Genomic DNA, 26,319 nt, shown 5'->3' on the forward strand with positions numbered 1-26,319 from the left:
TGACAGAAAGGGACGGATAGCCGGTGTCGACGCCGTTCTACGTCTCACCCCAGCAGGCCATGGCCGACCGGGCGGAATACGCCCGCAAGGGCATCGCCCGCGGTCGCAGCCTGGTTGTGCTGCAATACGCCGACGGCATTGTCTTCGTCGGCGAGAACCCGTCCCGCGCGCTCCACAAGTTCAGCGAGATCTACGACCGGATCGGCTTCGCGGCCGCCGGCAAGTACAACGAGTACGAGAATCTGCGCATCGGCGGTGTCCGGTACGCCGATCTGCGCGGCTACACCTATGACCGTGACGATGTGACCGCACGGGGCCTCGCCAACGTCTACGCCCAGACGCTCGGCACCATTTTCTCCAGCGCCGGTGAGAAGCCCTACGAGGTGGAACTGGTCGTGGCCGAGGTGGGTGCCACTCCGGACGGCGACCAGATCTACCGGCTGCCCCACGACGGCTCGATCGTCGACGAGCACGGCTCGGTGGCGGTCGGCGGCAGTTCGGAGCAGATCAGCACATTCCTCGACCAGCAGCACCGCGAGGGCATGTCCCTCGCCGAGGCGCTGAAGCTGGCCGTCCAGGCGCTGTCAAGGGACACCAACGGCGGTGAGCGGGAGATCCCCGCGGAGCGGCTGGAAGTGGCGGTCCTGGACCGTACCCGCCCGCAGCAGCGCAAGTTCAAGCGGATCGTCGGCCGGCAGCTCTCCCGGCTGCTGGAGGCGGACGGCGCGGCCTCCACCCCCACGGACGCCCCCTCGGACACCGAAGAGGCGGACGACGCCGACGAGTGAGCGGTACGCCCCGACCGTGCCCCGGCCCGCGCGGCCGGGGCACGGTCATGTCCGGGCCGGCGCGCCGTACAGGCCCGGGACGGCGGCCGGAGGGGCCGTGGAGCCCCGGACCACCAGGGACACCGGCAGGTCGCCGGCCTCGGGGGTGCGGCCGTCCAGGACCGCCAGCAGCGCCGACATGCCGCGCCCGCCCACCGCCTCGGCCGGCAGCCGTACCGTGGTCAGTTCCGGCTCCACCGCCGTCGCGAGCGCCAGATCGTCGAAGCCGGTGACGGACACGTCCTCGGGCACCCGCAGCCCCAGCCGCCGTACCGCCTTGCAGGCCCCCGCGGCCAGGATGTCGCCGTCGCAGACCAGCGCGGTGGGCCGGGGCCCGGGTCCGGTGAGCGCGCGCTCACCGGCCGCGCGCCCGGCCTCCACCTCCAGCGGCGCGGACACCGTCCGTACGACCGCGTCGGGCACCCTCCGTACGGCCTCGGCGACGGCTCCGGCGCGTACGTCGAACGTCCAGGAGCCCACGGCGGAGGCGAGATGGACTAGACGGCGGTGGCCGAGACCGAGCAGATGCTCTGTCACCTGCCTCATGCCGTCGGCGACGTCGAGATTCACCCGGGCGGCGGCTCCCGGCGCCGCCGGATCGCTGTCCAGCATCACCAGCGGCAGATCCGCGCCGTCCCCGCGGAGGGCGTCCAGCGCGTCGGTGGCCATCGAGGAGGCGATCACCCCGTCCAGCGCGGCCCGTGCCGAGGCGAAGGGGTCCCTGGCGGGCCCGATCCCCTCGGGCGAGGGGTAGAGGACCACGCCGAAGCCGTGCTCGGCGGCGACCCCGGCCGCGCCCGTGTAGACCCGGGCGAAGAACTCGTTGGTGAGCGCGGGGACGACCAGCAGGGCGGTCCTGGTGCGGCCCAGCCGCAGATTGCGGGCCGCGAGATTGGGCCGGTAGCCGAGTTCCCGCGCCGCGTCCCGCACCAGCCCCGCGGTCCGCTCCGAGACCCGCCCGCGCCACTTGCCGCCGAGCACCAGGGAGACCGTCGCCTGGGACACACCCGCGGTCCGCGCCACGTCCCGGCTCGTGGTGGGCCTGACGGGTTGCTCTGTCATGGCTGCCACTCTCCGTCGTGTTGTCCGGTGGTCCGGCATCCGCCGCGGCGCCGGGCGGTGGACCTGCGGACAACGCACATGGTACGTATGACGGCGACGTTATACGTAAAACCTCGGCGCGCCGGGGGAGAGGGGCGGGACATGGCCGCAGGAGCCGGGGCCACCGGGGCCACCGGATATGCAGACATCCTCAGGGCGCCGCACGCGGCGCGGCTGCTCACCGGCACGCTGGTGGGCCGGCTGCCCAACGCCACCGGCCCGATCGCCATCGTCCTGCTCGTGCGGGCCGGCGGCGGCAGCTACAGCCTCGCGGGCGCGCTCGCGGCCGTGTACGGCGTCGCCAACGCCGTGGGACAGCCGCTGCTCGGCCGGGCCGTGGACCTGTACGGCCAGCCCAGGGTGCAGCTCCCCGCCGCCGTCGTCTCGGCCCTCGGCGCGGTGCTGCTCGTGGCCGCCGGGACCGGCTCACCACTCCTCGCCTACGCGGCCGTGGCCGTGTCGGGCCTGTTCACCCCGCCGCTGGAGGGCGGGCTGCGGGCGCTGTGGCCGAATGTCCTCGGCAGCGAGGAGCGGGTGCACCGGGCGTACGCCATGGACGCCGTGGCCCAGGAGGTCATGTTCACGGTCGGCCCGCTGCTCGTCACCCTGCTGGTCGCGCTCTGGTCCCCGGCCGCCGCGCTGCTGGTCATCAACGCGATCGGCGTGCTCGGCGCGCTCTCCGTCGTCCTTTCCGAGCCCTCACGCGGCTGGCGCTCCGCACCCCGCGAGGCGCACTGGCTCGGCGCCCTGCGCTCACCCGGGCTGCTCGCCCTGCTGGGCGCCTTCCTCTTCGTCGGCATCGCACTCGGCTCGATCACCGTCGCGGGCGTCGCCTATGCCGATGACCACGGCCGTGACTCCGTGTACGGCTGGCTGATGGCGGCTCTCGGCCTCGGTGCTCTGGTGGGCGGCACGGTCTACGGGGCCCGGCAGTGGACCGGCGCCCCCGAGCGCCGACTCCGCGGCATCGTCGCCCTGCTCGCGCTCGGCTACCTGCCGCTGACGCTCACGCCCGGCGTGGTCGCCATGACCGCGCTCGCCGCCGTCGCCGGGATCTTCCTGGCGCCCGCCATCGCCTGCGCCTTCATCGTCGTCGACCGGCACGCGCCGCGGGGCACCGTCACCGAGGCGTTCTCCTGGCTCGTCACCACCTTCGGCGTCGGCGCCGCGCTGGGTACGGCGGCGGCGGGCCCGGCCGTGGAGATCGGCGGTACCTCCGCGAGCTTCGCCGTGGCGGGGGCCGGGGGCATCGCCGCGCTGCTGGTACTGCTGGCCACCCAGCGGGTACTCGCAGCTCCCGGTGGTCCGTCCGATGCCACCATCCGGACGGAAAATGATCGAAGCGGTGCGGCCGAACCCGGTTTCAGCTCCGGTCATCAGGCGTAATGTTCAGACATGGACCGCCGCATTTTCGGGCTGGAGAACGAGTACGGCGTCACGTGCACGTTCAGGGGACAGCGCCGACTGTCACCTGACGAAGTGGCGCGCTACCTCTTCCGCCGTGTTGTCTCATGGGGCCGCAGCAGCAATGTCTTCCTGCGGAACGGCGCCCGTCTCTACCTCGACGTGGGTTCGCATCCGGAATACGCAACTCCCGAATGCGACAACGTGACCGAACTGGTCACCCACGACAAGGCGGGCGAGCGCATTCTCGAAGGCCTGCTCGTCGACGCCGAACGCCGCCTGCACGAGGAGGGAATCGCGGGCGACGTCTATCTCTTCAAGAACAACACCGACTCGGCGGGAAACTCCTACGGCTGCCACGAGAACTATCTCGTCGCACGCCACGGAGAGTTCTCCCGGCTCGCGGACATCCTTATCCCCTTCCTCGTCACCCGGCAGCTCCTCTGCGGCGCCGGCAAGGTGCTGCAGACCCCGCGAGGCGCGGTGTACTGCGTCAGCCAGCGCGCCGAGCACATCTGGGAGGGCGTCAGCTCCGCCACCACCCGCTCCCGTCCCATCATCAACACCCGTGACGAACCGCACGCCGACGCGGAGCGCTACCGCCGTCTGCATGTCATCGTCGGCGACTCCAACATGTCCGAGACCACCATGCTGCTCAAGGTCGGTGCCACCGATCTCGTGCTGCGCATGATCGAAGCCGGCACGGTGATGCGCGACCTCACCCTGGAGAACCCGATCCGCGCGATCCGCGAGGTCAGCCATGACCTCACCGGACAGCGCAAGGTGCGGCTGGCGAGCGGACGCGAGGCCTCCGCCCTGGAGGTCCAGCGGGAGTACTACGAGAAGGCGGTGGACTTCGTGGAGCGCCGGGGCATCCGCACCGGCACCGTGGACCAGGTCCTCGAACTCTGGGGCCGTACGCTCGACGCGATCGACGCGGAGGATCTCGACCGGATCGGCACCGAGATCGACTGGGTCATGAAGTACAAACTGATCGAGCGCTACCGGGCGAAGCACAACATGACCATGTCCCATCCCCGAGTCGCCCAGATAGACCTCGCCTACCACGACATCCACCGCCGTCGCGGTCTCTACTACCTGCTGGAGAAGCGCGGACAGGCCGCCCGGATCTGCAACGATCTGAAGATCTTCGAGGGCAAGTCCGTGCCCCCGCAGACCACCAGGGCGCGGCTGCGCGGCGATTTCATCCGCCGGGCCCAGGAACAGCGCCGGGACTTCACCGTCGACTGGGTGCATCTCAAGCTGAATGACCAGGCCCAGCGCACCGTCCTCTGCAAGGACCCGTTCCGTTCCGTGGACGACAGGGTGGAAAAGCTGATCGCCGGTATGTGACACGCGCCGGCCGAATGCGACCCGGGCCCCGTAGGTATCCCGTACGGGGCCCTCGGCGCGCCCCGGGGGGCGGCACGTAATCCCCGGTGGATCAGCGCGCGGGGCCGGACGCGGGGCGCCGCGCGTCCGGAGGCACATCCGCATATTGGCGGTATACGGGCGTTCCGGCGACACCGCGAGGTGCGGTAATTGTTCGTCGCGCGCCCGCCGGGGATTAGGGGACAGCCCTTAGAGTGTCGGGCAACTACTGTGCCGTCTGAGATCTGAGGAACACGTGCGCCGACTTGCCGGCCTGATCGTCGTCCCCTTGCTGCTGTTGTCGACAGCGGCGTGCGGCGACGACGGAGGCTCCGACTCCACCGCGTCCAAGAACGGACTTCCCGCGATCAGCGCGGGGGAGAAGTTCGGTCAGAAGCCGACCCTCGAAAAGGGGGAGGGGACCCCGCCCAAGGAGCTGAAGGTCGACGTCCTCAGCAAGGGTGATGGCGCGACGGTCAAGAACGGTGACTCGGTCCAGGTCAACTACCTGGGCCAGAGCTGGGATTCGACCAAGCCCTTCGACAACAGCTTCGACCGCAAGCAGCCTTTCGACCTGACGCTCGGCGCAGGCATGGTCATCAAGGGCTGGGACCAGGGCCTCGAGGGCCAGAAGGTCGGCAGCCGCGTCGAGCTGGGCATCCCGCCGGAGCTGGGATACGGCGCCCAGGGCCAGGGCGACATCAAGCCCAACGCCACCCTGGTCTTCGTTGTCGACATTCTGAAGGCCACCACCGTTCCGAAGTCCGCCGAGGGTGCCAAGGTCGCCCAGGACGACGCCGGCCTGCCCAAGGTGGGGACCAACACGGACGGCAAGGAGCCGACGGTCACGGTCCCCAAGGCCGATCCGCCCAAAAAGCTGGTCTCCAACTACGTGCTGGAGGGCAAGGGCGACGTCGTCAAGGACTCCGACACGGTCGTGCTGAACTACTCGGCGTTCCTCTGGAAGGACCGCAAGCAGTTCGACAGCACGTACAAGGCCGGCAAGACGGTCACCTTCCCGCTGCCGCAACTGACGCTGAAGGGCCTCAAGACCGGCATCGTCGGCAAGAAGGTGGGCAGCCGGATCCTGGTCGTGATCCCGCCGGACCAGGCGTTCGGCAACCAGGAGCAGCAGGGCATCCCGAAGAACTCCACGCTGGTGTTCGCCGTGGACATCCTGGCGAAGGTGTAAGACTGTCCCGGTTGCGCAGTTCATCATGTGGAGGAGCAGTTCAGTGAGCATCGACAAGCCCGAGATCGACTTCCCGGGTGGAGAGCCGCCTGCCGACCTGGAGATCAAGGACATCTGGGAGGGCGACGGCCCGGTGGCCAAGGCGGGCGACACCGTCTCCGTCCACTACGTGGGCGTGGCCTTCTCGACCGGTGAGGAGTTCGACGCCTCCTGGAACCGTGGCACCCCGCTCCAGTTCCAGCTCGGTGTCGGTCAGGTCATCTCCGGCTGGGACCAGGGTGTGCAGGGCATGAAGGTCGGCGGGCGCCGCCAGCTCACCATCCCCTCGCACCTCGCGTACGGCGAGCGCGGCGCCGGTGGCGGTGCCATCGCGCCCGGTGAGACGCTGATCTTCGTCTGTGATCTGGTCGCTGTCTGATCACATCCGGACACCCGAGGGCCCATGCTGTTCAGCATGGGCCCTCGGCTTTGGCCCGCGACACCCCGGGGCGGTACGGTCAACGAGCGGAGGCGGCACGATCAAGGGGGTAGGGCGTCGATGGCGATTGCCAAAGCCGAGCGACTGATGAACCTGGCCCTGTGCCTGCTCGGGACGCGGCGGCCGCTGAGCAAACGCGAGCTGCGCGGCTCCATCGAGGCATATCTGGAAGCGGGCACCGACGACTCGTTCAACCGGATGTTCGAACGGGACAAGGACGATCTGCGCGAGCTCGGCCTCGTCATCGAGACGGTGGAGAACCTCGACGGTGAGACCGGCTATCTCGCCCGGCGCGACAGCAACCGGCTGCCCGCCATCACGCTCGACGCCGAGGAGGCCGCCGCCCTCGGCCTCGCCGCGAAGGTCTGGCAGCAGGCCCGGCTGGCGGGCGCGGCCAGCGGCGCCCTGCAGAAGCTGCGCGCGGCCGGGATGCCGGAGGCCGAGGACACCTACGAGGCACACCACAGCGCCCTCGAACCCCGCATCCCTGTCCACGAGGCCGCCTTCGAACCGCTGATGCTCGCCTGCCGGGACCGGCGGCCCGTCGTGTTCGACTACCGCAAGGCCAACGCCGCCCGGCCCGAGCAGCGCCAGGTCGAACCCTGGACGCTGGAGTGCTGGCGCGGCCACTGGTATCTGGCCGGCTGGGACCGGGACCGGGGGGCCGAGCGGGTCTTCCGGCTGTCCCGCATCACCGGCCGGGTCCGCTCCCGCGCCGGGGCCTTCAGCGCGCCCGTACCGGACGTGGTCACCGTGCGGGAGACGGTGGAGAGCTGGGCGGGGGAGACCGCGACCCGCTCCGCCCTGATCAGGCTGCGCTCCGGGTGCGGCTATCCGCTGCGGGCCAGGGCGCTGTCGTCGAGGGAGCTGGGCGGCGGCTGGGACGAGCTGGAGGTGCCGTACGGACACGGCCTCGACGCCTGGCTGGTGGAGTTCGGTCCGGACGTGGTCGTGCTGGAACCCGCGGATCTGCGGGCCGATGTCGTCGACCGGCTGCGTGCCGTGGCCAAGGGCTGAGGGGACGCGTACACCATGGCAGTCAACGCCATCGACCAGACCCGGCGGATGCTCTCGCTGGTGACCTATCTGCGGGAGCGCCCCGGCGCGCATGTCAGCGATGTCGCCCGGGCCTTCGGGATCACCGAGGACGAGCTGATCTCCGACCTCGATGTCCTCCCCATGTGCGGGACCAGCTTCCGCGGCGGTGATCTGCTCGACATCGACACCGACGGCGACCGCATCTGGTGGCACAACGCCGACGATGTCGCCGAGCCGCTCCGGCTCGCCGCAGACGAGGCGACGGCCCTGCTGGTCGCGGCCCGCGCGGTGGCCACTCTGCCGGGTCTGCGTGAGGGCGACCGGCAGGCGCTGCTGCGCGCCACCGCCAAGCTGGAGACGGCGGCCGGGGAGGCCGCCGGCGCCAGCTCCCGGCTCTCGGTGACCTTCGAGTCCGAGGGCGGGGTGTTCGCCGAGGTCGACCGGGCCATCTCCGAGCGGCGCAGGCTGTGGCTGCGTTACTACTCACCGGCGCGCGACGAACTGACCGAGCGCGAGGTCGACCCGATCCGGCTGTTCGCCGTGGGTCACACCTATATGGAGGCCTGGTGCCGGCTCTCCGAGGCCCGGCGCACGTTCCGGCTCGACCGGGTCGCCGAGGTCAGGCTGCTGGACGCCCCGGCGGCGCCTCCGGAGCTCGAACTCCGGGATCTGTCCGAGGGGCTGGTGCAGCCCGCGGCGGAGGATCCCGAGGTGGTCGTCGAGGTCGGTCCCGGCGGCCGGTGGGTCGCGGAGTACTACCCGCACGACAGCGCGGTCGAACTCCCCGACGGAGGTCTGCGGATCACGCTGCGCACCCCGGCGCCGGCCTCACTGCGGCGGCTGGCGCTGCGGCTCGGCGGGGACGGCCGGATCGTCTCCCCGAGGGAACTGGCGGAGAGCGCGCGGCTGGCGGCGGACGAGGCCCTCGCGGCCTATGACAGTCACGGATGAACGGCGAAGAGCCGAAGAGCGGACAGCGCAGCGGGAACGGCCGGGAATGGCCACCAGAGGACCCAGAGGACAGGGAGAACCAAGGAATATGTCGGCGATGTCTGATCTGTCGGAACTCTCAACGGTCGTCCCGGTCCTCTTCAAGGCGGCCTGCCCCGAGTGCCGTGCCCGCTTCGAGCTGTCCGCGGGCGCGCTCTGCCTGGCGATCGGGGCCAGCCGGCGCACCACGTTCTACTCGTTCACCTGCCCCGAGTGCGAGAAGGCGGTGCGCAAGCCGGCCGGTGAGCGGATAGTCGAACTCCTCACGGGCGCCGGTGTGCGGACGCTGCGCCTCCACTCGACTCCCGGAACGGTCTAGTCTCAGCCCATGTTCTGGCCCATGCTCGCCATCGCCCTGGGTTTCTGCGGCATCGCCGTGCTCGGAGTCCTGGCGGTCCGTGTCTTTTTCGAAGCGCGACGCCTCGGACGGCAGGTCGCCGCCACCGCGGAGCGGATCAACCGGGCCGCGGAGGATCTTGAGCGCGCGGCCGAGCGGCTGGCCGGGACGGGGCACACGCTGCGGTAGCCCGGTGACACACAGCGGTCGCCGACGCACCCTCCTCCGCCCGCTGTCCGGACGGTACGCTGATGATCGCGGCCCCGGACATGGAGGCGCCGGGCGCCGCCGGGAGTATGCACAGGCATTGCCCCGCGTTTACTCCTCCGGGTTACGATCGCTGCCAGCACCATGGCCGGGCACCCGTCCGGTCGTACGGGCACCTCCAGCCCCAGCCGCCTCAGTGAGAAGGAAGCCGCATATGATCGGCAATCTGAAGCCCCTCGAGATCGTTCTGATCATCGTTGTCATCCTGCTCCTGTTCGGTGCCAAGAAGCTTCCCGACATGGCCCGCTCCCTCGGCAAGTCGGCCCGCATCCTCAAGAGCGAGGCCAAGGCCATGAAGAAGGACGACGAGCCTCCGGCTCCCGCTGCCGACCAGGCGGCCGACGCGACCGCTCAGCCGGGCGCCGCCCCCCGTACGATCCAGGCCGCTCCCGGCGATGTCACCAGCGCCCGCCCGGTCAACGAGCAGAACCGCACCCCCCAGAGCTGACGTACTTCACCGACGGCTGCTGTAACGAGACGAGGGACGTGGGTTGCTCAAGTCTGCCCGCAAGCAGGAGAGAGATGTGGAGGGGCGCATGCCCCTCGCCGAGCACCTGCGTGAACTGCGAAACCGCCTGCTGAAATCAGTCCTGGCGATCATGGTCATCACCATTGTCGCCGCGTTCTACTACAAGGACCTGATCGACTTCATGCTGAAGCCGATCCTCGACTCGGTCGGCTGTGTCGACGGCGCGCTGAAGCAGAGGAACGGCGCACCCTGCGCGGACATGACCGTGAACGGTCTGATCGCTCCCTTCTCCATCGCGCTCAAGGTCTCCCTCGTTTCGGGCGTTGTGCTGTCCACACCGGTCTGGCTGTACCAGCTCTGGGGTTTCCTGGCGCCCGGTCTGCACAGCCACGAGAAGAAGTACGCGCTCTCCTTCGTCGGAGCCGGTGTACCGCTCTTCCTCGCCGGTGCCGTCCTCGCGTACAAGATCCTCCCGCAGACCGCCACGATCCTGCTCGACTTCACCCCGGACAACGCCCGCAACCTGCTCCCGGTCGACGAGTATCTCGACCTGGTGGTCCGCATGGTGATCGTCTTCGGTATGGCCTTCGAGCTGCCGCTGCTGCTCGTCCTGCTCAACTTCACCGGGGTACTGACGGCGAAGCGCCTCGCCTCCTGGTGGCGGATCATGGTGCTGGGCATCACGCTCTTCGCCGCCTTCGCGACCCCCACGGGCGATCCGCTCACCATGCTGACGCTGGCGGCTCCGATCGTCCTGCTCTACTTCGTCGCCCTGGGTGTCTGCCTGCTCAACGACCGGCGGCGCAGACGCAATGACCCGGACGCGGGCCTCGACGACGACGAGGCCTCCGATCTGGACCTGACGCCGGAGAGCGTCGGGGCCATCGAGCCCGTCTCCCCGCCGTCCTCCCTTCCCGAGCAGGCCGACGGCGGCCGGGGGAACCGGCTGAACGGCTACGACGACATCACCTGACCTCGCGGGGGGCCGCCGGACGACAGAGCCGGGGCCCTCGTCGCCGGACGGGTGCCGGGCGCGGTGCGCGCGCTCTGCACAGCAGATTAAAGATCAGGCTGACTGTCAGAGGTGACGGGTAGGCTCGACAACAACATGACAGAGGACCTCTCACCAGCCGAGCGGTACGCCGCTGCCCGGATCCGCGCCGCAGAGCAGGCCACGGCGCTCGCTCCTTTCCAGGAGATGTACGAATTCGGCCTGGATCCCTTCCAGATTGAGGCATGCCGGGCCCTGGAGGCCGGAAAGGGCGTGCTGGTCGCCGCGCCCACCGGCTCGGGCAAGACCATCGTCGGCGAGTTCGCCGTGCACCTGGCGCTCGCCGAGGGCCGCAAGTGCTTCTACACCACGCCGATCAAGGCGCTGTCCAACCAGAAGTACGCCGACCTGGCCAAGCGCTACGGCGCGGACAAGGTCGGCCTGCTGACCGGGGACAACAGCGTCAACGCCGACGCTCCGGTGGTCGTCATGACCACCGAGGTGCTCCGCAACATGCTCTACGCGGGCTCCCGCGCCCTCCTGGGCCTCGGCTATGTGGTGATGGACGAGGTGCACTACCTCTCCGACCGGTTCCGGGGCGCCGTCTGGGAAGAAGTGATCATCCACCTTCCCGAGTCGGTCACCCTGGTGTCCCTCTCGGCGACCGTCTCCAACGCCGAGGAGTTCGGCGACTGGCTGGACACCGTCCGGGGCGACACCGAAGTGATCGTCTCCGAGCACCGGCCCGTGCCGCTCTGGCAGCATGTGCTGGCCGGACGCCGGATGTACGACCTCTTCGAGGAGGAGACCGACCACGGCGGCCGCGGCGGCGCCAGGCGCGAGGTCAACCCGGACCTGGTCCGGATGGCCCGGATGGAGAATCAGCGCACGTACAACCCGCGCGAACGCCGGCGCGGCAAGATGGTGCGCGAGGCCGACCGGGAGCGGGAGCGCAGACAGCGCAGCCGCATCTGGACGCCCAGCCGCCCGGAGGTCATCGAGCGGCTCGACTCCGAGGGCCTGCTGCCCGCCATCACCTTCATCTTCAGCCGGGCCGCCTGCGAGGCCGCCGTACAGCAGTGCATGTTCGCCGGGCTGCGGCTCAACGACGACGACGCGCGCCGGCAGGTGCGCGAGCTGGTCGAGGAGCGCACGGCCTCCATCCCCGGCGAGGATCTCCATGTCCTCGGCTACTACGAGTGGCTGGAAGGGCTGGAGCGCGGCATCGCCGCGCACCACGCCGGGATGCTGCCGACCTTCAAGGAGGTCGTCGAGGAGCTGTTCGTCCGCGGACTGGTCAAGGCGGTCTTCGCCACGGAGACACTGGCGCTCGGCATCAACATGCCGGCCAGATCCGTGGTGCTCGAGAAGCTCGTCAAATGGAACGGCGAGCAGCACGCCGACATCACTCCCGGCGAGTACACCCAGCTCACGGGCCGGGCCGGCCGGCGCGGCATCGATGTCGAAGGCCACGCCGTGGTGCTCTGGCAGCGGGGCATGGATCCGGGGGCGCTCGCCGGACTGGCCGGGACCCGGACGTATCCGCTGCGCTCCAGCTTCCGGCCCTCGTACAACATGGCCGTCAATCTGGTGCAGCAGTTCGGCAGGCACCGCTCCCGCGAGCTGCTGGAGACCTCCTTCGCCCAGTTCCAGGCCGACAAGTCGGTCGTCGGCATCTCCCGGCAGGTGCAGAAGAACGAAGAAGGGCTCGACGGCTACCGCGCGGGCATGACCTGCCATCTCGGAAACTTCGAGGAGTACGCGCGGCTCCGCCGCGACCTCAAGGACCGCGAGACCGATCTGGCCAAACAGGGCGCGGCGCAGCGCCGGGCCGCGGCTGCCGCGTCGCTGGAGAAGCTCAAGCCGGGCGATGTCATCCATGTGCCGACCGGGAAGTTCGCCGGTCTCGCGCTGGTCATCGACCCCGGCGTGCCGGCCGGACGCTCCAACGGACACCGCGGGCTCGAATACCAGGAGGGGCCGCGCCCGCTGGTGCTGACCGCCGAGCGCCAGGTCAAACGGCTGGCCTCGATGGACTTCCCGGTCCCGGTCGAGGCGCTGGAGCGGATGCGGATCCCCAAGTCCTTCAACGCGCGCTCGCCGCAGTCCCGCCGCGATCTGGCGTCCGCGCTGCGCACGAAGGCCGGGCACATCGTGCCCGAGCGGCACCGCAAGGAGCGCGCGGCCGCCGCCGACGACCGGGAGATCGCCCGGCTGCGCACGGAGCTGCGCGCCCACCCCTGCCATGGCTGCGACGAGCGCGAGGACCACGCCCGCTGGGCGGAGCGCTACTACCGGCTGCAGCGGGACACCCGGCAGCTCGAACGGCGGATCGAGGGCCGGACGAACACCATCGCCCGCACCTTCGACCGGATCGTCACCCTCCTGACCGAGCTGGACTATCTGCGCGGCAACGAGGTCACCGAACACGGCAAGCGGCTGGCCCGGCTCTACGGCGAGCTGGATCTTCTCGCGAGTGAGTGCCTGCGCGACGGGGTGTGGGAGGGGCTCGGCCCGGCCGATCTCGCGGCCTGTGTCTCGGCCCTGGTGTACGAGGCGAGGCAGGCCGACGACGCGGTGGTGCCCAAGGTCCCCTCGGGCGCGGCCAAGGCGGCGCTGGGCGAGATGATCCGTATCTGGGGCCGGCTGGACGCCCTGGAGGAGGATCTGAAGATCAGCCAGACGGAGGGCGTGGGCCAGCGCGAACCGGATCCGGGCTTCGCTTGGGCGGTCTACATGTGGGCGTCGGGCCGGGGCCTCGACGAGGTGCTGCGCGAGGCGGAGATGCCGGCCGGGGACTTTGTGCGCTGGTGCAAGCAGGTCATCGATGTACTGGGCCAGATCGCGGCGGCGGCGCCGCGCGAGGGCAGCACGGTCGCCAGGAACGCCCGCAAGGCGGTCGACGCGGTGCTGCGGGGAGTGGTGGCGTACAGCTCGGTCGGCTGACGGCCGGCCGAGCTGTACGCCACCACTCCGCACGTCCTCCGCCGCCGGGACGTCGCGATCTTTGGTCACCGGGTCGTTCGGCGCCGGAACCAAGGCGGTCGGCTGACTCACCCGCAGGGAGGAAAAGCCGTATGACCGGAAGAGGGACCGCGCCGAGCGCCAGTCATGTGCCGGTCAGGAGCCGTGTCAGGTCGGCCCGGGTGCGTCCGGGGGCCCGGTGGTGCGCCCGGGGACGGCTTCCCGGACGGCCGGGGCCGCCGGTCCGGGCGGGGCGTCCCGCTCGGACAGCGCCTCCAGCGCGGGCAGCGCCGCGACCAGCGAGCGCCGCTGGGCTTCGGTCAGCCGGTCGATCCGCCCGGCGAGGAGCCTGGTGGCCTCCCGGCGCATCGAGTCGAGCAGGCCCCGGCCGGTCTCGTTGAGGGTGATCAGACTGGCCCGCTGGTCCAGCGGATCGGGGCCGCGTGCGATCCATCCCGAGCCGTCGAGCAGATCCACCATCCGGGAGGCGGTGGACACGGTGATGCCCATCCGCGCGGCGAGGTCGCTGACGCGCAGCGGGCCATGGGCGGCGAGCATCGCCATCGCGGCCCGTCGGCTCGGCGTGAGGTCGCGCTGGACGCTCTGCTCACGCAGTACGGGGACGAGGTGCTGGATCGCCGTACGGAGCCGGTCGGCGAGGTCCGCCGGCGCCGCCGCACCCGGTTCGGAGGGGGACATCATGACCCTTTCGACGGCCCCGGACCCGGCCTTCGCTCCGGCGGCGGGGATGTCCGCCGCGCGGCGGCCGGGAGCCGGTGGGGCGGGGTGTTCGGCCGGGGCCCGGCCCGGTCGTCGTGGATGTACCGGCCGCCCCGGAGGAGGGAGGCGACGGCTGCCACCAGACAGGCGGCGATCGCGAAGTCGAAGGCGACGGAGAGGCCGTCGGAGAACGGCCGGGAGATCAGCTCCGGGAAGAAGGCCCGGCCCGTGAGGTACCGCGCGTGGCCCGGCGGCAGGGCGGCGAGCACATGAGGGCCGAGCAGGCTCTGGACCGGGTTGTAGCCGAGGAGCGAGGCGAACAGCACGCCGACCGGTGGAAGAGCGGCGACCTTGGCGGCGTCGGCGGCGGGGACCCCCTGGGCGGTGAGGCCGTGGGTGAGCGCGGCGGGCAGCGAACCGGCCAGTCCGGCGATCATCAGGGAGAAGAAGATGCCGATGGACAGCACCGTCGCCGTGTTCTGGAAGGTCGTGCTGATCCCGGCGCCCACCCCCCGCTGGTCCGGCGGCAGGCTGTTCATGATGGCTGCCCGGTTGGGCGACGCGAACAGGCCCATGGCCAGCCCGTTGAACAGCAGGATGACGGCGAACACCGGATAGCTGAAGTCGACCGGCAGCGCCTCCAGCCCGGCGAAGGTGGCGGCGGCCAGCACCATGCCGCCGGTGGCGAAGGTCCGGGCGCCGAACCGGTCCGAGGCCCAGCCGGAGAAGGGACCCGCGACCAGGAAGCCGACGGTCAGCGGGACCATGTAGATACCGGCCCACAGAGGGGTCCGTTCGAAGTCGTAGCCGTGGCGGGGCAGCCAGATGCCCTGCAGCCAGATGATCAGGATGAACATCAGGCCGCCGCGGCCCAGCGACGCCAGCAGATTGGCCACGTTCCCGGCCGTGAAGGCACGGATCCTGAACAGCGACAGATGGAACATGGGCGCGGGCACCCTGGTCTCCACCACGCAGAAGACGATCAGAACCGCGATGCCGCCCGCGATGGCACAGATCACCCACGGGTTGGCCCAGCCCATGGTGTGGCCGCCGTAGGGCTGGATGCCGTAGGTGATGCCGGCCAGCACGGCGATCAGGCCGACGGCGAAGGTGAGATTGCCCCACCAGTCCAGCCGGGCGGGCGCCCGTATGCCCGTGTCGTGCAGCTTCAGATAGGCCCATACCGTGCCGAACACGCCGAACGGTACGGATACCAGGAACACCAGATGCCAGTCGATCGGACCGAGGAGACCGCCGAGGATCAGGCCCATGAAGGACCCGGCGATGGCCGCCACCTGGTTCAGCCCGAGCGCGAGACCGCGCTGACGGGCGGGGAAGGCATCGGTGAGGATGGCGTTGGAGTTCGCCAGGAGCATGGCCCCGCCGACACCTTGCAGGACCCGCATGCCGATCAGCCAGAGGGCGCCCGCCGTGCCGTGCGCCCAGGTCGCCGACAACAGCACCGAGAACACGGTGAAGACCGCGAAGCCCATGTTGTACATCCGCACCCGGCCGAACATGTCCCCGAGCCGGCCGAAGCTGACCACGAGCACGGCGGTGACCACCAGATAGCTCATGATCAGCCACAGCAGCAGGCTCGTGTTGCCCGGCCGCAGCGGATCGACACCGATCCCGCGGAAGATGTCGGGCAGCGCGATCAGCATGATCGACATATTGATCGTCGCGATCAGCACGCCCAGGGTGGTGTTGGTCAGCGCGATCCACTTGTAGTGCGGCCCCGGTCGCCGGGGACGGGCCGGCCGCGCGGTGGCCGGTTGCGCGATGTCGCTTCCCACGGGCTCTCACTCCCATCGGGGAGTTACTTGTATGACCACAACCAATCTAATCCTCGCGGGCCCGGAACGGGCACGGGCCGGTGGCTGCCCCGCCCGCCACCGGCCCGGCGGGTATACGCGGGACGGTGCCGAGCCCGCCGTATAAGTGCGGGCCGTCCTGGGAGACGGCCGTCTCAGCCGAGTCCCCGGGCCCGGGAGAAGCGGGCCCGGCCCTCGGCGAGATCCACGATCGGATCCGGATAGCCGAGCCGTGCCCGGTCCGGGGCCGCCAGCTTCCAGGGCTGATGGACGGCCGCGCCCTCCAGGTGGGCCAGCTCGGGGACCCAGCGCCGGACGTAGTCGCCGCGCGGGTCGAACCGCTTGGCCTGGGTGAGCGGATTGAGGATCCGGTTGGGACGGGTGTCGGTGCCGGTGCCCGCCGTCCACTGCCAGTTGAGCTGGTTGTTGACGAGGTCGCCGTCGACGAGGAGATCCAGGAAGTGGCGCGCGCCGACGCGCCAGTCCACGTACAGGGTCTTGGTGAGGAAGCTCGCCGTCAGCAGCCGCCCCCGGTTGTGCATCCACCCCTCGTACAGCAACTGCCGCATCGCGGCGTCGACCACCGGATAGCCGGTACGCCCCTCCCGCCAGGCGGCGATCTCCTTGTCGTCCGTGCGCCACCGGTCGCCGCGCGCGCGGTAGTCGGACCACGCGGCTGCCGGGCGGGCCGCCAGCACCTGGTGGTGGAAGTCCCGCCAGGCGAGCTGGCGCGTGAACGCCTCCGCGCCCGCCCCGCCCCGCTGCCGGGCCCGCCGGACCAGCTCCACCGGGGAGAGGCAGCCGAAGTGGATGTACGGGGAGAGCCGGGAGGTGGCGTCGCCCGCCAGGTCGTCGTGGCGGTCCTCGTACGCGTCGATCCCGCCGGCGAGCCATGACGCCAGCCGCTCGCGCGCCAGGTGCTCGCCGCCCTCGGCGAGGCCGGGGGAGACCCCCTCGACCGCCGTCGCCGAGGGCGGCGGATCGCCGTCGACGGCCGGGACCCGTACCGTCCGGGGCGGGGCCATCACCTCGCGGGTCCCGGCCGCCTCCCAGCGGCGGAAGTAGGGGGTGAAGACCGCGAAGTGGTCACCGCCCACAGGGGTGACGCCGCCCGGCGGCACAGCGGTGATCACCGCGTCGTGCGCCACCAGCGCGCACCCGGCGCGGGCCAGCTCGGCGCGCAGCTCCTCCTCTCTGCGCACCGCGTACCGGCTCACCCCCGCCGCGACATGGACCTGCTGGGCGCCGCACTCCCTCACCACCCGGCAGACCTGCTCGACGGCCGCGCCCGTACGGATGACGAGCCGGCCGCCGCGCTCGCGCAGCCCGGCGTCCAGCGAGGTGAGACACCCGGCCAGAAAGGCCCGGCGGTTGGGCGCGTCGAAACCCGCGGCCGAGATCCCCCGGTCGAGGACGAACAGCGGGACGACCTCGTCCGCGCCGCGCAGGGCCGCGCGCAGCACCGGCTGGTCGTGCACGCGCAGATCGGAGGTGTAGAGCGCCACGGCAACGCTCATGTGCGTGTCCTTACGCGGTCGGGAACCTCATCAGGGCCAGCGGGTCGGAGGCGGGCCGCGAGGAGCCGCCCGCCGGTTCCAGGGTGATGCCCATGCCCGAGGCCGCGCCAACGGAGCCGGCCATCAGTACGGCATCCGAGCCGGCCGTGGAGTCCGGCAGGCCGTCCAGCGGGTCGGCGGCGCGCACCGTCCGCCCTCGTCGTATCAGAGATGCTGGACCGTGCCGCTGCGCGGTTTCGGCAGTACGGAATCCCGGCGCGGGCACACGGCCCTCGCCGGGATCCAGGAGCGGTGGCCGAACGCGGCCGCCGCCCTCAGCCGGTGGTGACTTCCTGCTCGCGCTCCACCTGCTCGTTCCACTCGCGCTTGACGGCCCGCCACGCCTCGTCGCTCTGACCGAGCCGCCAGTATCCGGAGATCGACAGCCGCTCACGCGGGATGTTCCGCTCCAGCCGCAGATGGCGGCGCAGCTCCTTCACGACTCCGGCCTCGCCGTGCACAAAGGCGCTGACCTCGCCGGCCGGGAAGTCCAGCCCGCGCACGGCCTCCAGCAGCGCCTCGCCCACCGGGCGGTCCCCGCGGTGCAGCCAGGTGATCTCGATCCCGTCCGGGGCCGCGATCTTCTGCTCCTCCTCGGGGCCGGAGATCTCGACGAAGGCGTGGACGACCGCGCCGGCCGGGGCCCGCTCCAGCGACGCGGCGACCGCGGGCAGGGCGCTCTCGTCACCGGCCAGCAGATGCCAGTCCGCCGCCGGGTCGGGTGCGTACAGACCGCCGGGGCCGAGGAACCGTACGGTGTCGCCGGGCTGCGCGCGCGCCGCCCACGGGCCCGCCAGACCCTCGTCGCCGTGCACCACGAAATCGACGGTCAGCTCCAGGGCGGCCGGGTTCCAGCCGCGCACGGTGTACGTACGGGTGGTGGGCCACTGGTCGCGCGGGAACTCCGCGCGGATCCGCTCCATGTCGAAGGGCTCGGGATAGGTCACGCCCTCGGCCGCGAACAGCAGCTTGATGTAGTGATCGGTGAACTCACCGGCCTCGAAACCGGTCAGTCCTGCCCCGCCCAGGACGAGGCGCACCATGTGCGGAGTGATCCACTCGGTGGTGACGACCTGCGCTTCGCGGGCCTTCGGTGTCCTGCGGGCCGGCTGTTCTGCCACGGCGGTCTCCCCTGACTCTCGCGCCCGATACTTAGGCTTACCTAAGCTAGCACTTCACCGCTGGAGCGTCGCCAGGAGCCGTCGCACCGCTCCGCCGAGTCCCCAGCGCGCGGCCAGCGCGTCGAGCGCGGCCGGATCGCGGGGCGCGGAGGGCAGCGCCGGGTCGAAGTCCGGCAGCGGCACGTCGCCGGCGACCCGGACGACCGTGGGCGCGACCGCCACATAGGCACGGGCCTCGTCGAGCCGTTTGCGCTGCGAAGGAGTGAGCTTCGAGCGCGGATCGTCGACGGCCGCCATGATCCCGGCCAGATCACCGAAGGTGTCCAGCAGCTTGGCCGCGGTCTTCTCGCCGATGCCGGGCACGCCGGGCAGCCCGTCGCTCGGGTCACCGCGCAGCAGCGCCAGATCGACATACCCGCGGCCGTCGACGCCGTACTTCTCCCGCAGCGCCGCCTCGTCCGTGAGCTGGAGCGTCCCCACGCCCTTCAGGGGATAGAGCACCCGCACGCCCCGGGCGTCGTCGACGAGCTGATACAGATCGCGGTCCCCGGTGACGATGTCCACCGGCCCCGCTGCCCGGCCGGCCAGCGTGCCGATCACATCGTCGGCCTCGTATCCCGCGACGCCGACGCGGGCGATGCCCAGCGCGTCGAGGACCTCCTCGATCACCGGGACCTGCGGTGCGAGCGTGTCCGGCGTCTCCTCCTCGTCCGGGCCCTCCGCGTGCGCCTCCGCCACCCGGTGGGCCTTGTAGGACGGGATCAGATCCACCCGCCACTGGGGCCGCCAGTCGGCGTCCATGCAGGCCACCAGCTCGTCGGGGCGGTGGTCCAGGACCAGGCGCCCGATGAAGTCGAGCAGGCCGCGCACCGCGTTGACCGGCGTGCCGTCCGGGGCCCGTACGGAGTCGGGGACCCCGAAATAGGCCCGGAAATAGAGGGAGGCGGTGTCGAGGAGCATCAGGCGTCGCGTCACCTGCCCGATGATGCCCCATGCCACTGACAGCGCCCCGGGCTCCCGCGCGGCCCGGGGCGGTCACCGGGGGACCGCGTGGCGGCTTTTCGCAGCAGCAGCAGCAGCAGCAGCAGTAGCAGCAGCGGCGGCTTTCCCTGCGGCGTGAGCTGGATCACTTACCTGTTTGGTATGCGTAAGTGCGGGCAGGGGCGCGGCCGGAGCGGACCGGGTTTGCAGTCTCAAATATTGCGGGCCAGGGCAAAGCGGGCCGAACCCGCCTCGCTCCCCGGCCCGCCCGCGGGGGTGGCGGGCCGGTTTCCGTTCAACCCGTGAGGTGTATGTGTCCAGGCTGCAAGCCGAACACCTGTACAAGGTCTTCGGCAGACGACCAGACGAAGCCATGACGAAGCTCGAAAACGGTGAGAACCGTGACCAGCTTCGCGCCGACGGTACGACCGCGGCGGTGATCGACGCCTCGTTCTCGGTCGGGCCCGGCCAGATATTCGTCGTGATGGGGCTGTCCGGATCCGGCAAGTCCACCCTGCTGCGCATGCTCAACGGCCTGCTGGAACCGACCTCGGGCCGGGTCCTCTTCGACGGCCAGGACCTCACCGCCCTGAGCCCGCGCGAGCTGCGCGAGGTCCGCTCCACCAAGGTCAGCATGGTGTTCCAGCACTTCGCGCTGTTCCCGCACCGCAGCGTCCTGGAGAACGCCGCGTACGGCCTCGAAGTGCAGGGTGTGCCCCGCGCCGAACGGGAGAAGCGCGCCGCCGAGGCGCTGGAGCTCACGGGCCTGGGCGGCTGGGAGGAGTCCTGGCCCGACGAGCTCTCCGGCGGTATGCAGCAGCGTGTCGGCCTGGCCCGCGCGCTCGCCACCGACGCCGGCCTGCTCCTGATGGACGAGTCCTTCAGCGCGCTCGACCCGCTGATCCGGCGCGATATGCAGGATCAGCTACTCCAGCTCCAGAAGCGGCTGAAGAAGACCATCGTGTTCATCACCCACGACCTCAACGAGGCCATGCGCCTCGGTGACCGGATCGCCGTGATGCGCGACGGGGAGATCGTCCAGATCGGCACCGCCGAGGACATTCTCGTCACTCCGGCAAACGACTACGTGGCGTCCTTCACGCAGGACGTCGACCGCTCCCGGGTGCTCACCGCCGGCGCGATCATGGCCGAACCGGAGACCGCCTTCGGCGGCAGGACGGACAGCGGCGCGGAGCTCCGTACCGCCGCCGACGTGCTCGCCGCGGCGCCCGCCAGCGTCGCCGAGTCCACCCCGGTCATCGAACTCTTCACACCCTCCTCCACCAGCGGGGTGCCGGTCGCCGTCACCGGCGACGACGGCGAGCTGGTCGGAGTCGTCCCGCGTGCCCGGCTGCTCGCCGTCCTCGGGGAGCCGATGAAGCCGTCCGCCCGGACGGACGTGGCCGGGCAGAGCGCCGTCTCCGCCGACAAGGCGGTGGCCAGTGCCTAGGCTGCCCCTCGGCGACTGGGTCGACAGCGCGGTCGACTTCCTCCAGCGCCATCTCTCCTGGCTGTTCGACGCGATCGGCTCGATCGTCTCCGGCATGTACGACGGCATCGACGCGGTGCTCTCCGCGCCGGAACCGCTCCTGCTCGCGGGCATCCTCGCCGTACTGGCCTGGTGGCTGCGCAGCCTGCTCGCGGGCGTCCTCACCTTCGCCGGGTTCGCGCTGATCGACGCCATCGAGCTGTGGGAGGACTCGATGGCGACGCTCTCGCTGGTGCTGGTCGCGACGATGGTGACGCTGCTGGTCGCGGTGCCCCTCGGGATCTGGGCCGCGCGCTCCAGGACGGTCAGTTCCCTTACCCGGCCCGTACTCGATTTCATGCAGACCATGCCCGCGATGGTCTATCTGATCCCCGGCGTCTTCTTCTTCGGCGTCGGTGTGGTCCCCGGGATCATCGCGACGATCATCTTCTCGCTGCCGCCCGGTGTCCGCATGACCGAGCTGGGCATCCGCCAGGTCGACGGTGAGCTGGTCGAGGCCGCCGAGGCGTTCGGCACCAGTCCGCGCAACACCCTGCTGCGGGTCCAGTTGCCGCTGGCACTTCAGACGATCATGGCCGGCATCAACCAGGTGATCATGCTGGGCCTGTCGATGGTGGTCATCGCCGGCATGGTCGGCGGCGGCGGGCTCGGCGGCGCCGTCTACCGCGCCATCGGCAATGTCGACATCGGCCTCGGCTTCGAGGCGGGTGTCTCCGTCGTCATCCTGGCGATGTACCTGGACCGGATCACCGGCTCGCTCAGCCTCCAGGTGTCCCCGATCGGCCGCCGCGCGCTGGCCAAGGCGCGGGAGCTGACCGGCGGACCGAAGATCTGGAACCACCGCCCGGCGCCCGTCGTCGCGATCGTCGGTGTGGTCGTCCTCGCGCTCGCCGCGGGCGGCATGGGCGTGTTCGGCGGCTCTCCGGCGGGCACCACCCCGGAGGCCGGCGATGTCGGCCAGGGCAAGAAGATCAGCATGGGGTACATCCCGTGGGACGAGGGCATCGCCTCCACCTTCCTCTGGAAGGAACTGCTGGAACGGCGCGGTTACGAGGTCGACGCCAGGCAGTACGAGGCAGGCTCGCTCTACACCGGCCAGGCGGGCGGCCAGATCGACATCCAGACCGACTCCTGGCTGCCGGTCACCCACGCCACCTACTGGGCGAGGTACAAGGACCGGCTGGAGGACATGGGCTCCTGGTACGACCAGACGTCCCTGGAGCTCTCCGTGCCCTCCTACGTGAAGGGCGTCGACTCCCTGGACGACCTCAAGGGCAAGGGCTCCCTTTTCAAGGGCCGGATCATCGGCATCGAGCCCAGCGCCGGCGAGACGGGCATCCTCAAGGACAAGGTCCTGCCGGGTTACGGGCTGGACAAGGAGTACAAGGTCGTCGACGGCTCCACGCCCGGCATGCTCGCCGAGCTGAAGCGGTCGTACGACAAGAAGGAGCCCGTCGTCGTGGTGCTCTGGTCGCCGCACTGGGCGTACGACACCTATGGCCTGACCAAGCTGAAGGACCCGAAGGGCCTCTGGGGCAAGGGCGACGGCATCCACACGCTGACCCGTAAGGGATTCTCCGCCGAGAACCCGCGCGTCGCGTCCTGGCTGAAGAACTTCAGGATGAGCGAGAAGCAGCTCACCAGCCTGGAGGCGAGGATCCAGTCGACGGGCAAGGGCAAGGAGCGGGAGGCCGTCCGTGCCTGGCTGGAGGACAACCCGGGGGTCGCCGACCGGTGGACCCCGGTCGGCGGGGCGGCCGGGACGGCGGGCGGCACGGACGAGCGGAAGCGGCCGCTGGAGGTCGCCTGGTTCCCGTGGGAGGAGGACATCGCCGCCACCTATCTGTGGAAGGCTGTCCTGGAGGAGCGCGGCTACACGATGAACCTCAAGCAGTTCGAGGTCGGGCCGATGTACGCGGCGATGTCCCGGGGGCAGATCGACGTCCAGTTCGACGGCTGGCTGCCGCACACGCAGAAGCGGTACTGGGACGCGTACCACGACAGCCTCACCGACCTCGGGTCCTGGTACGGCCCGACCTCGCTGGAGATCGCCGTCCCCTCATATGTGAAGGGCGTCGCCTCGCTCGGTGACCTCAAGGGCCGGGGGGACGAGTTCAAAGGCCGGATCGTCGGCATCGAGCCCGGCACCGAGACCATGAACATCCTCAAGGACAAGGTCCTGCCGGGTTACGGACTCGACAAGGAGTACACGGTCGTCGACAGTTCCACGCCCGGCATGCTCGCGGAGCTCAAGCGGGCGTACGCGAAGAAGGAGCCGGTCGCGGTGATGCTGTGGACCCCGCACTGGGCCTACAGCGAATACGGCCTGACCAAACTCAAGGACCCGAGGAAGGCGTTCGGCACGGGTGACCGGATCACCACCGTCGCCGCCAAGGACTTCCCGCGGAACTACCCGCGGCTCACCCGGTGGTTCAAGAACTTCGAACTGAGTGAGCGGCAGCTCGCCGGTCTGGAGAACGAGATCCAGAAACGCGGTACGGGACACGAGGAGGAGGCCGTGAACGCCTGGATGGAAGACAACCCCGGCATCGCGGACAGGATGGCTCCGCTGTAGCGGAGCGCTCTCCAGGAAGGTGGGCGTCGCGTGGACCGCGGCGCCCGCCCTTCGCGATTCCACTTCGGCGCGCATCATGGAACCGAGGGCGGCACTGCCCTTCTCGTCCTTCTGTTCGTACTATTGAGGGTTCGGCAGCGGGTGAGGCAGGACAGCTCTTGTACCGGCGTCAACTCTGAGAAGATGACGATCCGGCCGGGAGGGAGCCCAGACATGGACGACAAGGAAGCGCTCAGGGTGGGCGCGGCCGTCCGCAGGCGGCGCAGGTCACTGGGCCTGACCCTGGCGGCGGTCGCCGCCCGCAGCGGACTGTCCGTGCCCTTTCTGAGCCAGATCGAGAACGAACGCGCCAGACCCAGCACCCGCTCACTGGAGCGGGTGGCCGAGGCCCTGGAGACCACCCCGGCCAAACTGCACGCGGCCGCCGACTCGGCGCGCACCGTCGATGTCGTGAGGGCCGGCGACGGCGGTCCCGGTGTCCGCCGGGTGGCGCGTGGCGGACACCAGCTCAACGCGAAGGAATTCACCGGCGAGCAGGACACCGGCCAGGAGTACCAGCACCGCAACGACGAGGTGATGTACATCGCCGACGGCGCCGTCGAGGTCGAGGCGGAGGGACGGGCGTACCGGCTGGAGCGCGGCGACACCCTGTATCTGTCGGGCGGCGTACGGCATCGCTGGCGCGCCACCGAGCCCGGCACCCGCATCCTGGTCGTCTCCGTCGCCGAACACATCGACGCGACCGTCGACCCCCGGCGCTGAGAGCGGCGGCGGGGCCGTGCCGCTCTCCTCGGGGGCCGCGCCGCGTCCGGCGGCGCGGCGCCCGCGTGTTGTCTCGCTCGTCCCCTCGCTCACCGAGGCCGTCGCCGTCAGCGCGCCCGGCCTGCTCGTGGGGGCCACCGACTGGTGCAGCCGTCCGGCAGATCTCGATGTCGTACGGATCGGCGGAACGAAGAATCCGGACGTGGCGGCGATTGTCGCGCTCCGTCCCGGGCTGGTCCTCGCCAACGAGGAGGAGAACCGCGCCCCGGACATCGCCGCGCTCCGGGCGGCCGGACTCGATGTGCTGGTCACCGAGGTCAGGACCCTGCACCAGGGCTTCGCCGAGCTGGAGCGGGTGCTGGTGACGGGCTGCGGGCTGGCCCGGCCGCGCTGGCTGGACGAGGCCAGGGCCGCCTGGGCGTCCCTGCCGCCTCCGGACGGCCCCCGGCGGGCCGTCGTACCGGTGTGGCGCAGGCCCTGGATGGTGCTCGGACGCGACACCTTCGCCGGAGACCTGCTCGCCCGGCTGGGCGTGGCCAATGTGTACGCGAACCATCCCGAGCGCTATCCGCGCGTCCCGCTCGGCGAGCTGCGGAGCGCGGGCGCCGATCTGGTCGTCCTGCCGGACGAGCCGTACCGCTTCACCGCCGACGACGGCCCCGAGGCGTTCCCCGGGCTGCCCGCCGCACTCGTCGACGGGCGCCTCCTCACCTGGTACGGGCCGTCGCTGGCCGAGGCACCCGCGGCGCTGCGAGCAGCGCTCCGCTGAACAGCCCGCGCAGCGTGCCCCAGGCCGCCACCGACCAGCCCGACAGCAGCAGCGTGAACAGGCCCGCCGCCAGCCACTCCAGCGCCACCAGGCCGGTGTGCCGCGCCAGCACCTCCGCGCCCGTCACACAGGTACCGACCGGGAAGGTGAAGGCCCACCAGGTCATCGTGAACCGCATCCCGCCCCGCAGCGCGCGCACCACCAGCGCCGCCGACAGCGCCAGCCACAGCAGCGCGAAACCCATCACCGGCACGCCGTACACCACGGCGAAGGCGCCCAGGGCGCGCGCGTACGCCCCGCCGACCGCCGTGGGCGCGACACCGGCGAGCTGACCGACCGCGGTGGTCGACTGCCCCAGCGGGCCGAGGACGAGGAAGAGCGCCGGGGTCAGCGCGAGCGGCAGCGGGCCGTGCGCCACCAGCCGGCCGAAGATCAGCGGCAGCATCGTCAGCGTGGCGAGCAGGCTCAGCCCGAACAGCGCGTAGCAGCCGAGCAGCAGCGCCTCGCGGCCCTGGCCGGCCGGCAGATGCGGCACCAGCAGCGAGCCGACCGCCGCCGAGACCATGGGGCTCACGATCGGCAGCAGCCACACCGGCGACGCGCCGGCCGGCTCCGGCCGGTGGCGTACGACCATCAGATACGGGATCGCCACGGCGATCACCAGCCCGAGCAGGGTGCCCGTCCCGAACAGCACCGCGTCCACGGCGACCGCGGTCCGCACGCCGAGCACATCACGGCCCACGACAAGGGTGGCGCCGCCGACGGCCAGCAGCGCCATCGCGAGACATCCGTAGAACGGTGCCACCGCCGGGTCCAGGAGATGGGCGCGCGCCTGGTCGCGGTGGTACAGCCAGTGCCCGGCGCGGGCGGTCAGCAGGACGGCGAGCAGCGCCGCCGACAGCGCCCACACCACCACGCAGACGGCCCGCAGCCCCGGAACGGCGAACGGGAGCCCGGCGCCCGCGCTCGCGACGATCGCCGTCCCCATCACCGTGGCGTACCAGTTGGGGCCGAGGTGCCGGAGCGAGGGCAGCCGCGCGGCGGCCGGGACGTCCGGGCCGCGTGCGGGCGAGACCGCCGGGGTGTGCGTGAGGAGGGCCATG

24 protein-coding genes are annotated in these 26,319 nt (G+C 70.9%); 16 read left to right on the forward strand and 8 right to left on the reverse strand.

Annotated features, from left to right (window positions below; genetic code table 11):
* Window positions 1-23 precede the first annotated feature (23 nt).
* A complete protein-coding gene (gene prcA, locus ABZ707_RS26820) occupies window positions 24-788 on the forward strand; it encodes a proteasome subunit alpha (RefSeq protein WP_360179719.1) in 765 nt (254 codons plus the stop codon).
* 45 nt (window positions 789-833) lie between these two features.
* Here the strand turns inward: prcA and ABZ707_RS26825 are convergent, their stop codons facing one another.
* Complete coding sequence (locus ABZ707_RS26825) at window positions 834-1,889, reverse strand: LacI family DNA-binding transcriptional regulator (protein WP_360179721.1); 1,056 nt, start codon at window positions 1,887-1,889, stop codon at window positions 834-836.
* Window positions 1,890-2,030: 141 nt separating this feature from the next.
* Here ABZ707_RS26825 and ABZ707_RS26830 point away from each other — a divergent pair, with 141 nt between their 5' ends.
* From ABZ707_RS26830 to ABZ707_RS26880, 11 genes are all read left to right on the forward strand, one after another.
* Window positions 2,031-3,314, forward strand: a complete 1,284-nt coding sequence (locus ABZ707_RS26830) for an MFS transporter (protein ID WP_360179723.1) — start codon at window positions 2,031-2,033, stop codon at window positions 3,312-3,314.
* A 9-nt stretch (window positions 3,315-3,323) separates the two neighbouring features.
* Window positions 3,324-4,685 (forward strand): Pup--protein ligase, encoded by a 1,362-nt coding sequence (gene pafA, locus ABZ707_RS26835; protein ID WP_319679286.1) that lies wholly within the window; start codon window positions 3,324-3,326, stop codon window positions 4,683-4,685.
* 274 nt (window positions 4,686-4,959) lie between these two features.
* Complete coding sequence (locus tag ABZ707_RS26840) at window positions 4,960-5,895, forward strand: FKBP-type peptidyl-prolyl cis-trans isomerase (RefSeq protein WP_360179725.1); 936 nt, start codon at window positions 4,960-4,962, stop codon at window positions 5,893-5,895.
* Between the two features lie 43 nt (window positions 5,896-5,938).
* Window positions 5,939-6,313: an FKBP-type peptidyl-prolyl cis-trans isomerase gene (locus ABZ707_RS26845; protein ID WP_360179727.1), complete on the forward strand. Its 375-nt coding sequence runs from the start codon at window positions 5,939-5,941 to the stop codon at window positions 6,311-6,313.
* 120 nt (window positions 6,314-6,433) lie between these two features.
* A complete protein-coding gene (locus ABZ707_RS26850) occupies window positions 6,434-7,390 on the forward strand; it encodes a WYL domain-containing protein (protein WP_360179729.1) in 957 nt (318 codons plus the stop codon).
* 15 nt (window positions 7,391-7,405) lie between these two features.
* The gene (locus ABZ707_RS26855) at window positions 7,406-8,362 is read left to right on the forward strand and encodes a WYL domain-containing protein (RefSeq protein WP_360179731.1); all 957 of its coding nucleotides are present in this window, start codon (window positions 7,406-7,408) and stop codon (window positions 8,360-8,362) included.
* A gap of 88 nt (window positions 8,363-8,450) precedes the next feature.
* Window positions 8,451-8,720: a hypothetical protein gene (locus ABZ707_RS26860; RefSeq protein ID WP_360179733.1), complete on the forward strand. Its 270-nt coding sequence runs from the start codon at window positions 8,451-8,453 to the stop codon at window positions 8,718-8,720.
* Window positions 8,721-8,729: 9 nt separating this feature from the next.
* On the forward strand, window positions 8,730-8,927 hold the full coding sequence (locus ABZ707_RS26865) for a hypothetical protein (protein ID WP_360179735.1): 198 nt from the start codon (window positions 8,730-8,732) through the stop codon (window positions 8,925-8,927).
* 232 nt (window positions 8,928-9,159) lie between these two features.
* The gene (gene tatA, locus ABZ707_RS26870) at window positions 9,160-9,453 is read left to right on the forward strand and encodes a Sec-independent protein translocase subunit TatA (protein ID WP_360179737.1); all 294 of its coding nucleotides are present in this window, start codon (window positions 9,160-9,162) and stop codon (window positions 9,451-9,453) included.
* A 43-nt stretch (window positions 9,454-9,496) separates the two neighbouring features.
* Complete coding sequence (tatC, locus tag ABZ707_RS26875; RefSeq protein ID WP_360179739.1) at window positions 9,497-10,447, forward strand: twin-arginine translocase subunit TatC; 951 nt, start codon at window positions 9,497-9,499, stop codon at window positions 10,445-10,447.
* A 135-nt stretch (window positions 10,448-10,582) separates the two neighbouring features.
* The gene (locus tag ABZ707_RS26880) at window positions 10,583-13,411 is read left to right on the forward strand and encodes a DEAD/DEAH box helicase (protein ID WP_360179741.1); all 2,829 of its coding nucleotides are present in this window, start codon (window positions 10,583-10,585) and stop codon (window positions 13,409-13,411) included.
* Between the two features lie 186 nt (window positions 13,412-13,597).
* Here ABZ707_RS26880 and ABZ707_RS26885 read toward each other — a convergent pair whose 3' ends face one another.
* The 6 genes from ABZ707_RS26885 to ABZ707_RS26910 all read right to left on the reverse strand — a co-directional run bounded on the left by ABZ707_RS26885 (window position 13,598) and on the right by ABZ707_RS26910 (window position 19,600).
* Entirely contained in the window at window positions 13,598-14,131 is a 534-nt protein-coding gene (locus ABZ707_RS26885; RefSeq protein WP_360179743.1) for a MarR family transcriptional regulator, read from the reverse strand.
* Window positions 14,128-15,945 carry an MFS transporter gene (locus ABZ707_RS26890; protein ID WP_360179745.1) on the reverse strand — a complete coding sequence of 606 codons (1,818 nt, stop codon included), beginning with the start codon at window positions 15,943-15,945 and terminating at the stop codon, window positions 14,128-14,130. The genes ABZ707_RS26885 and ABZ707_RS26890 overlap by 4 nt, the downstream gene beginning before the upstream one ends.
* 173 nt (window positions 15,946-16,118) lie before the next feature.
* Window positions 16,119-17,480, reverse strand: a complete 1,362-nt coding sequence (locus ABZ707_RS26895) for a deoxyribodipyrimidine photo-lyase (RefSeq protein ID WP_360179747.1) — start codon at window positions 17,478-17,480, stop codon at window positions 16,119-16,121.
* Between the two features lie 10 nt (window positions 17,481-17,490).
* Window positions 17,491-17,667: a hypothetical protein gene (locus ABZ707_RS26900; RefSeq protein ID WP_360179749.1), complete on the reverse strand. Its 177-nt coding sequence runs from the start codon at window positions 17,665-17,667 to the stop codon at window positions 17,491-17,493.
* Between the two features lie 127 nt (window positions 17,668-17,794).
* Window positions 17,795-18,640, reverse strand: a complete 846-nt coding sequence (locus tag ABZ707_RS26905; RefSeq protein WP_360179751.1) for a siderophore-interacting protein — start codon at window positions 18,638-18,640, stop codon at window positions 17,795-17,797.
* Between the two features lie 54 nt (window positions 18,641-18,694).
* Window positions 18,695-19,600, reverse strand: a complete 906-nt coding sequence (locus ABZ707_RS26910) for a 5'-3' exonuclease (protein ID WP_360179852.1) — start codon at window positions 19,598-19,600, stop codon at window positions 18,695-18,697.
* 394 nt (window positions 19,601-19,994) lie between these two features.
* Between ABZ707_RS26910 and ABZ707_RS26915 the strand changes: the two genes are divergently transcribed.
* The 4 genes from ABZ707_RS26915 to ABZ707_RS26930 all read left to right on the forward strand — a co-directional run bounded on the left by ABZ707_RS26915 (window position 19,995) and on the right by ABZ707_RS26930 (window position 25,216).
* Window positions 19,995-21,071 (forward strand): betaine/proline/choline family ABC transporter ATP-binding protein, encoded by a 1,077-nt coding sequence (locus ABZ707_RS26915; protein ID WP_360179753.1) that lies wholly within the window; start codon window positions 19,995-19,997, stop codon window positions 21,069-21,071.
* Window positions 21,064-23,685 (forward strand): ABC transporter permease/substrate binding protein, encoded by a 2,622-nt coding sequence (locus ABZ707_RS26920; protein ID WP_360179755.1) that lies wholly within the window; start codon window positions 21,064-21,066, stop codon window positions 23,683-23,685. The genes ABZ707_RS26915 and ABZ707_RS26920 overlap by 8 nt, the downstream gene beginning before the upstream one ends.
* Window positions 23,686-23,898: 213 nt before the next feature.
* Window positions 23,899-24,447 carry an XRE family transcriptional regulator gene (locus tag ABZ707_RS26925; protein ID WP_360179757.1) on the forward strand — a complete coding sequence of 183 codons (549 nt, stop codon included), beginning with the start codon at window positions 23,899-23,901 and terminating at the stop codon, window positions 24,445-24,447.
* Window positions 24,448-24,463: 16 nt separating this feature from the next.
* On the forward strand, window positions 24,464-25,216 hold the full coding sequence (locus ABZ707_RS26930) for a helical backbone metal receptor (RefSeq protein ID WP_360179759.1): 753 nt from the start codon (window positions 24,464-24,466) through the stop codon (window positions 25,214-25,216).
* Here the strand turns inward: ABZ707_RS26930 and ABZ707_RS26935 are convergent.
* Window positions 25,155-26,318, reverse strand: a complete 1,164-nt coding sequence (locus tag ABZ707_RS26935; protein ID WP_360179761.1) for a TDT family transporter — start codon at window positions 26,316-26,318, stop codon at window positions 25,155-25,157. The genes ABZ707_RS26930 and ABZ707_RS26935 overlap by 62 nt on opposite strands.
* Window position 26,319 lies beyond the last annotated feature (1 nt).

The sequence above is a fragment of the Streptomyces sp. NPDC006923 genome (assembly GCF_040635655.1).
Lineage (GTDB): Bacteria > Actinomycetota > Actinomycetes > Streptomycetales > Streptomycetaceae > Streptomyces.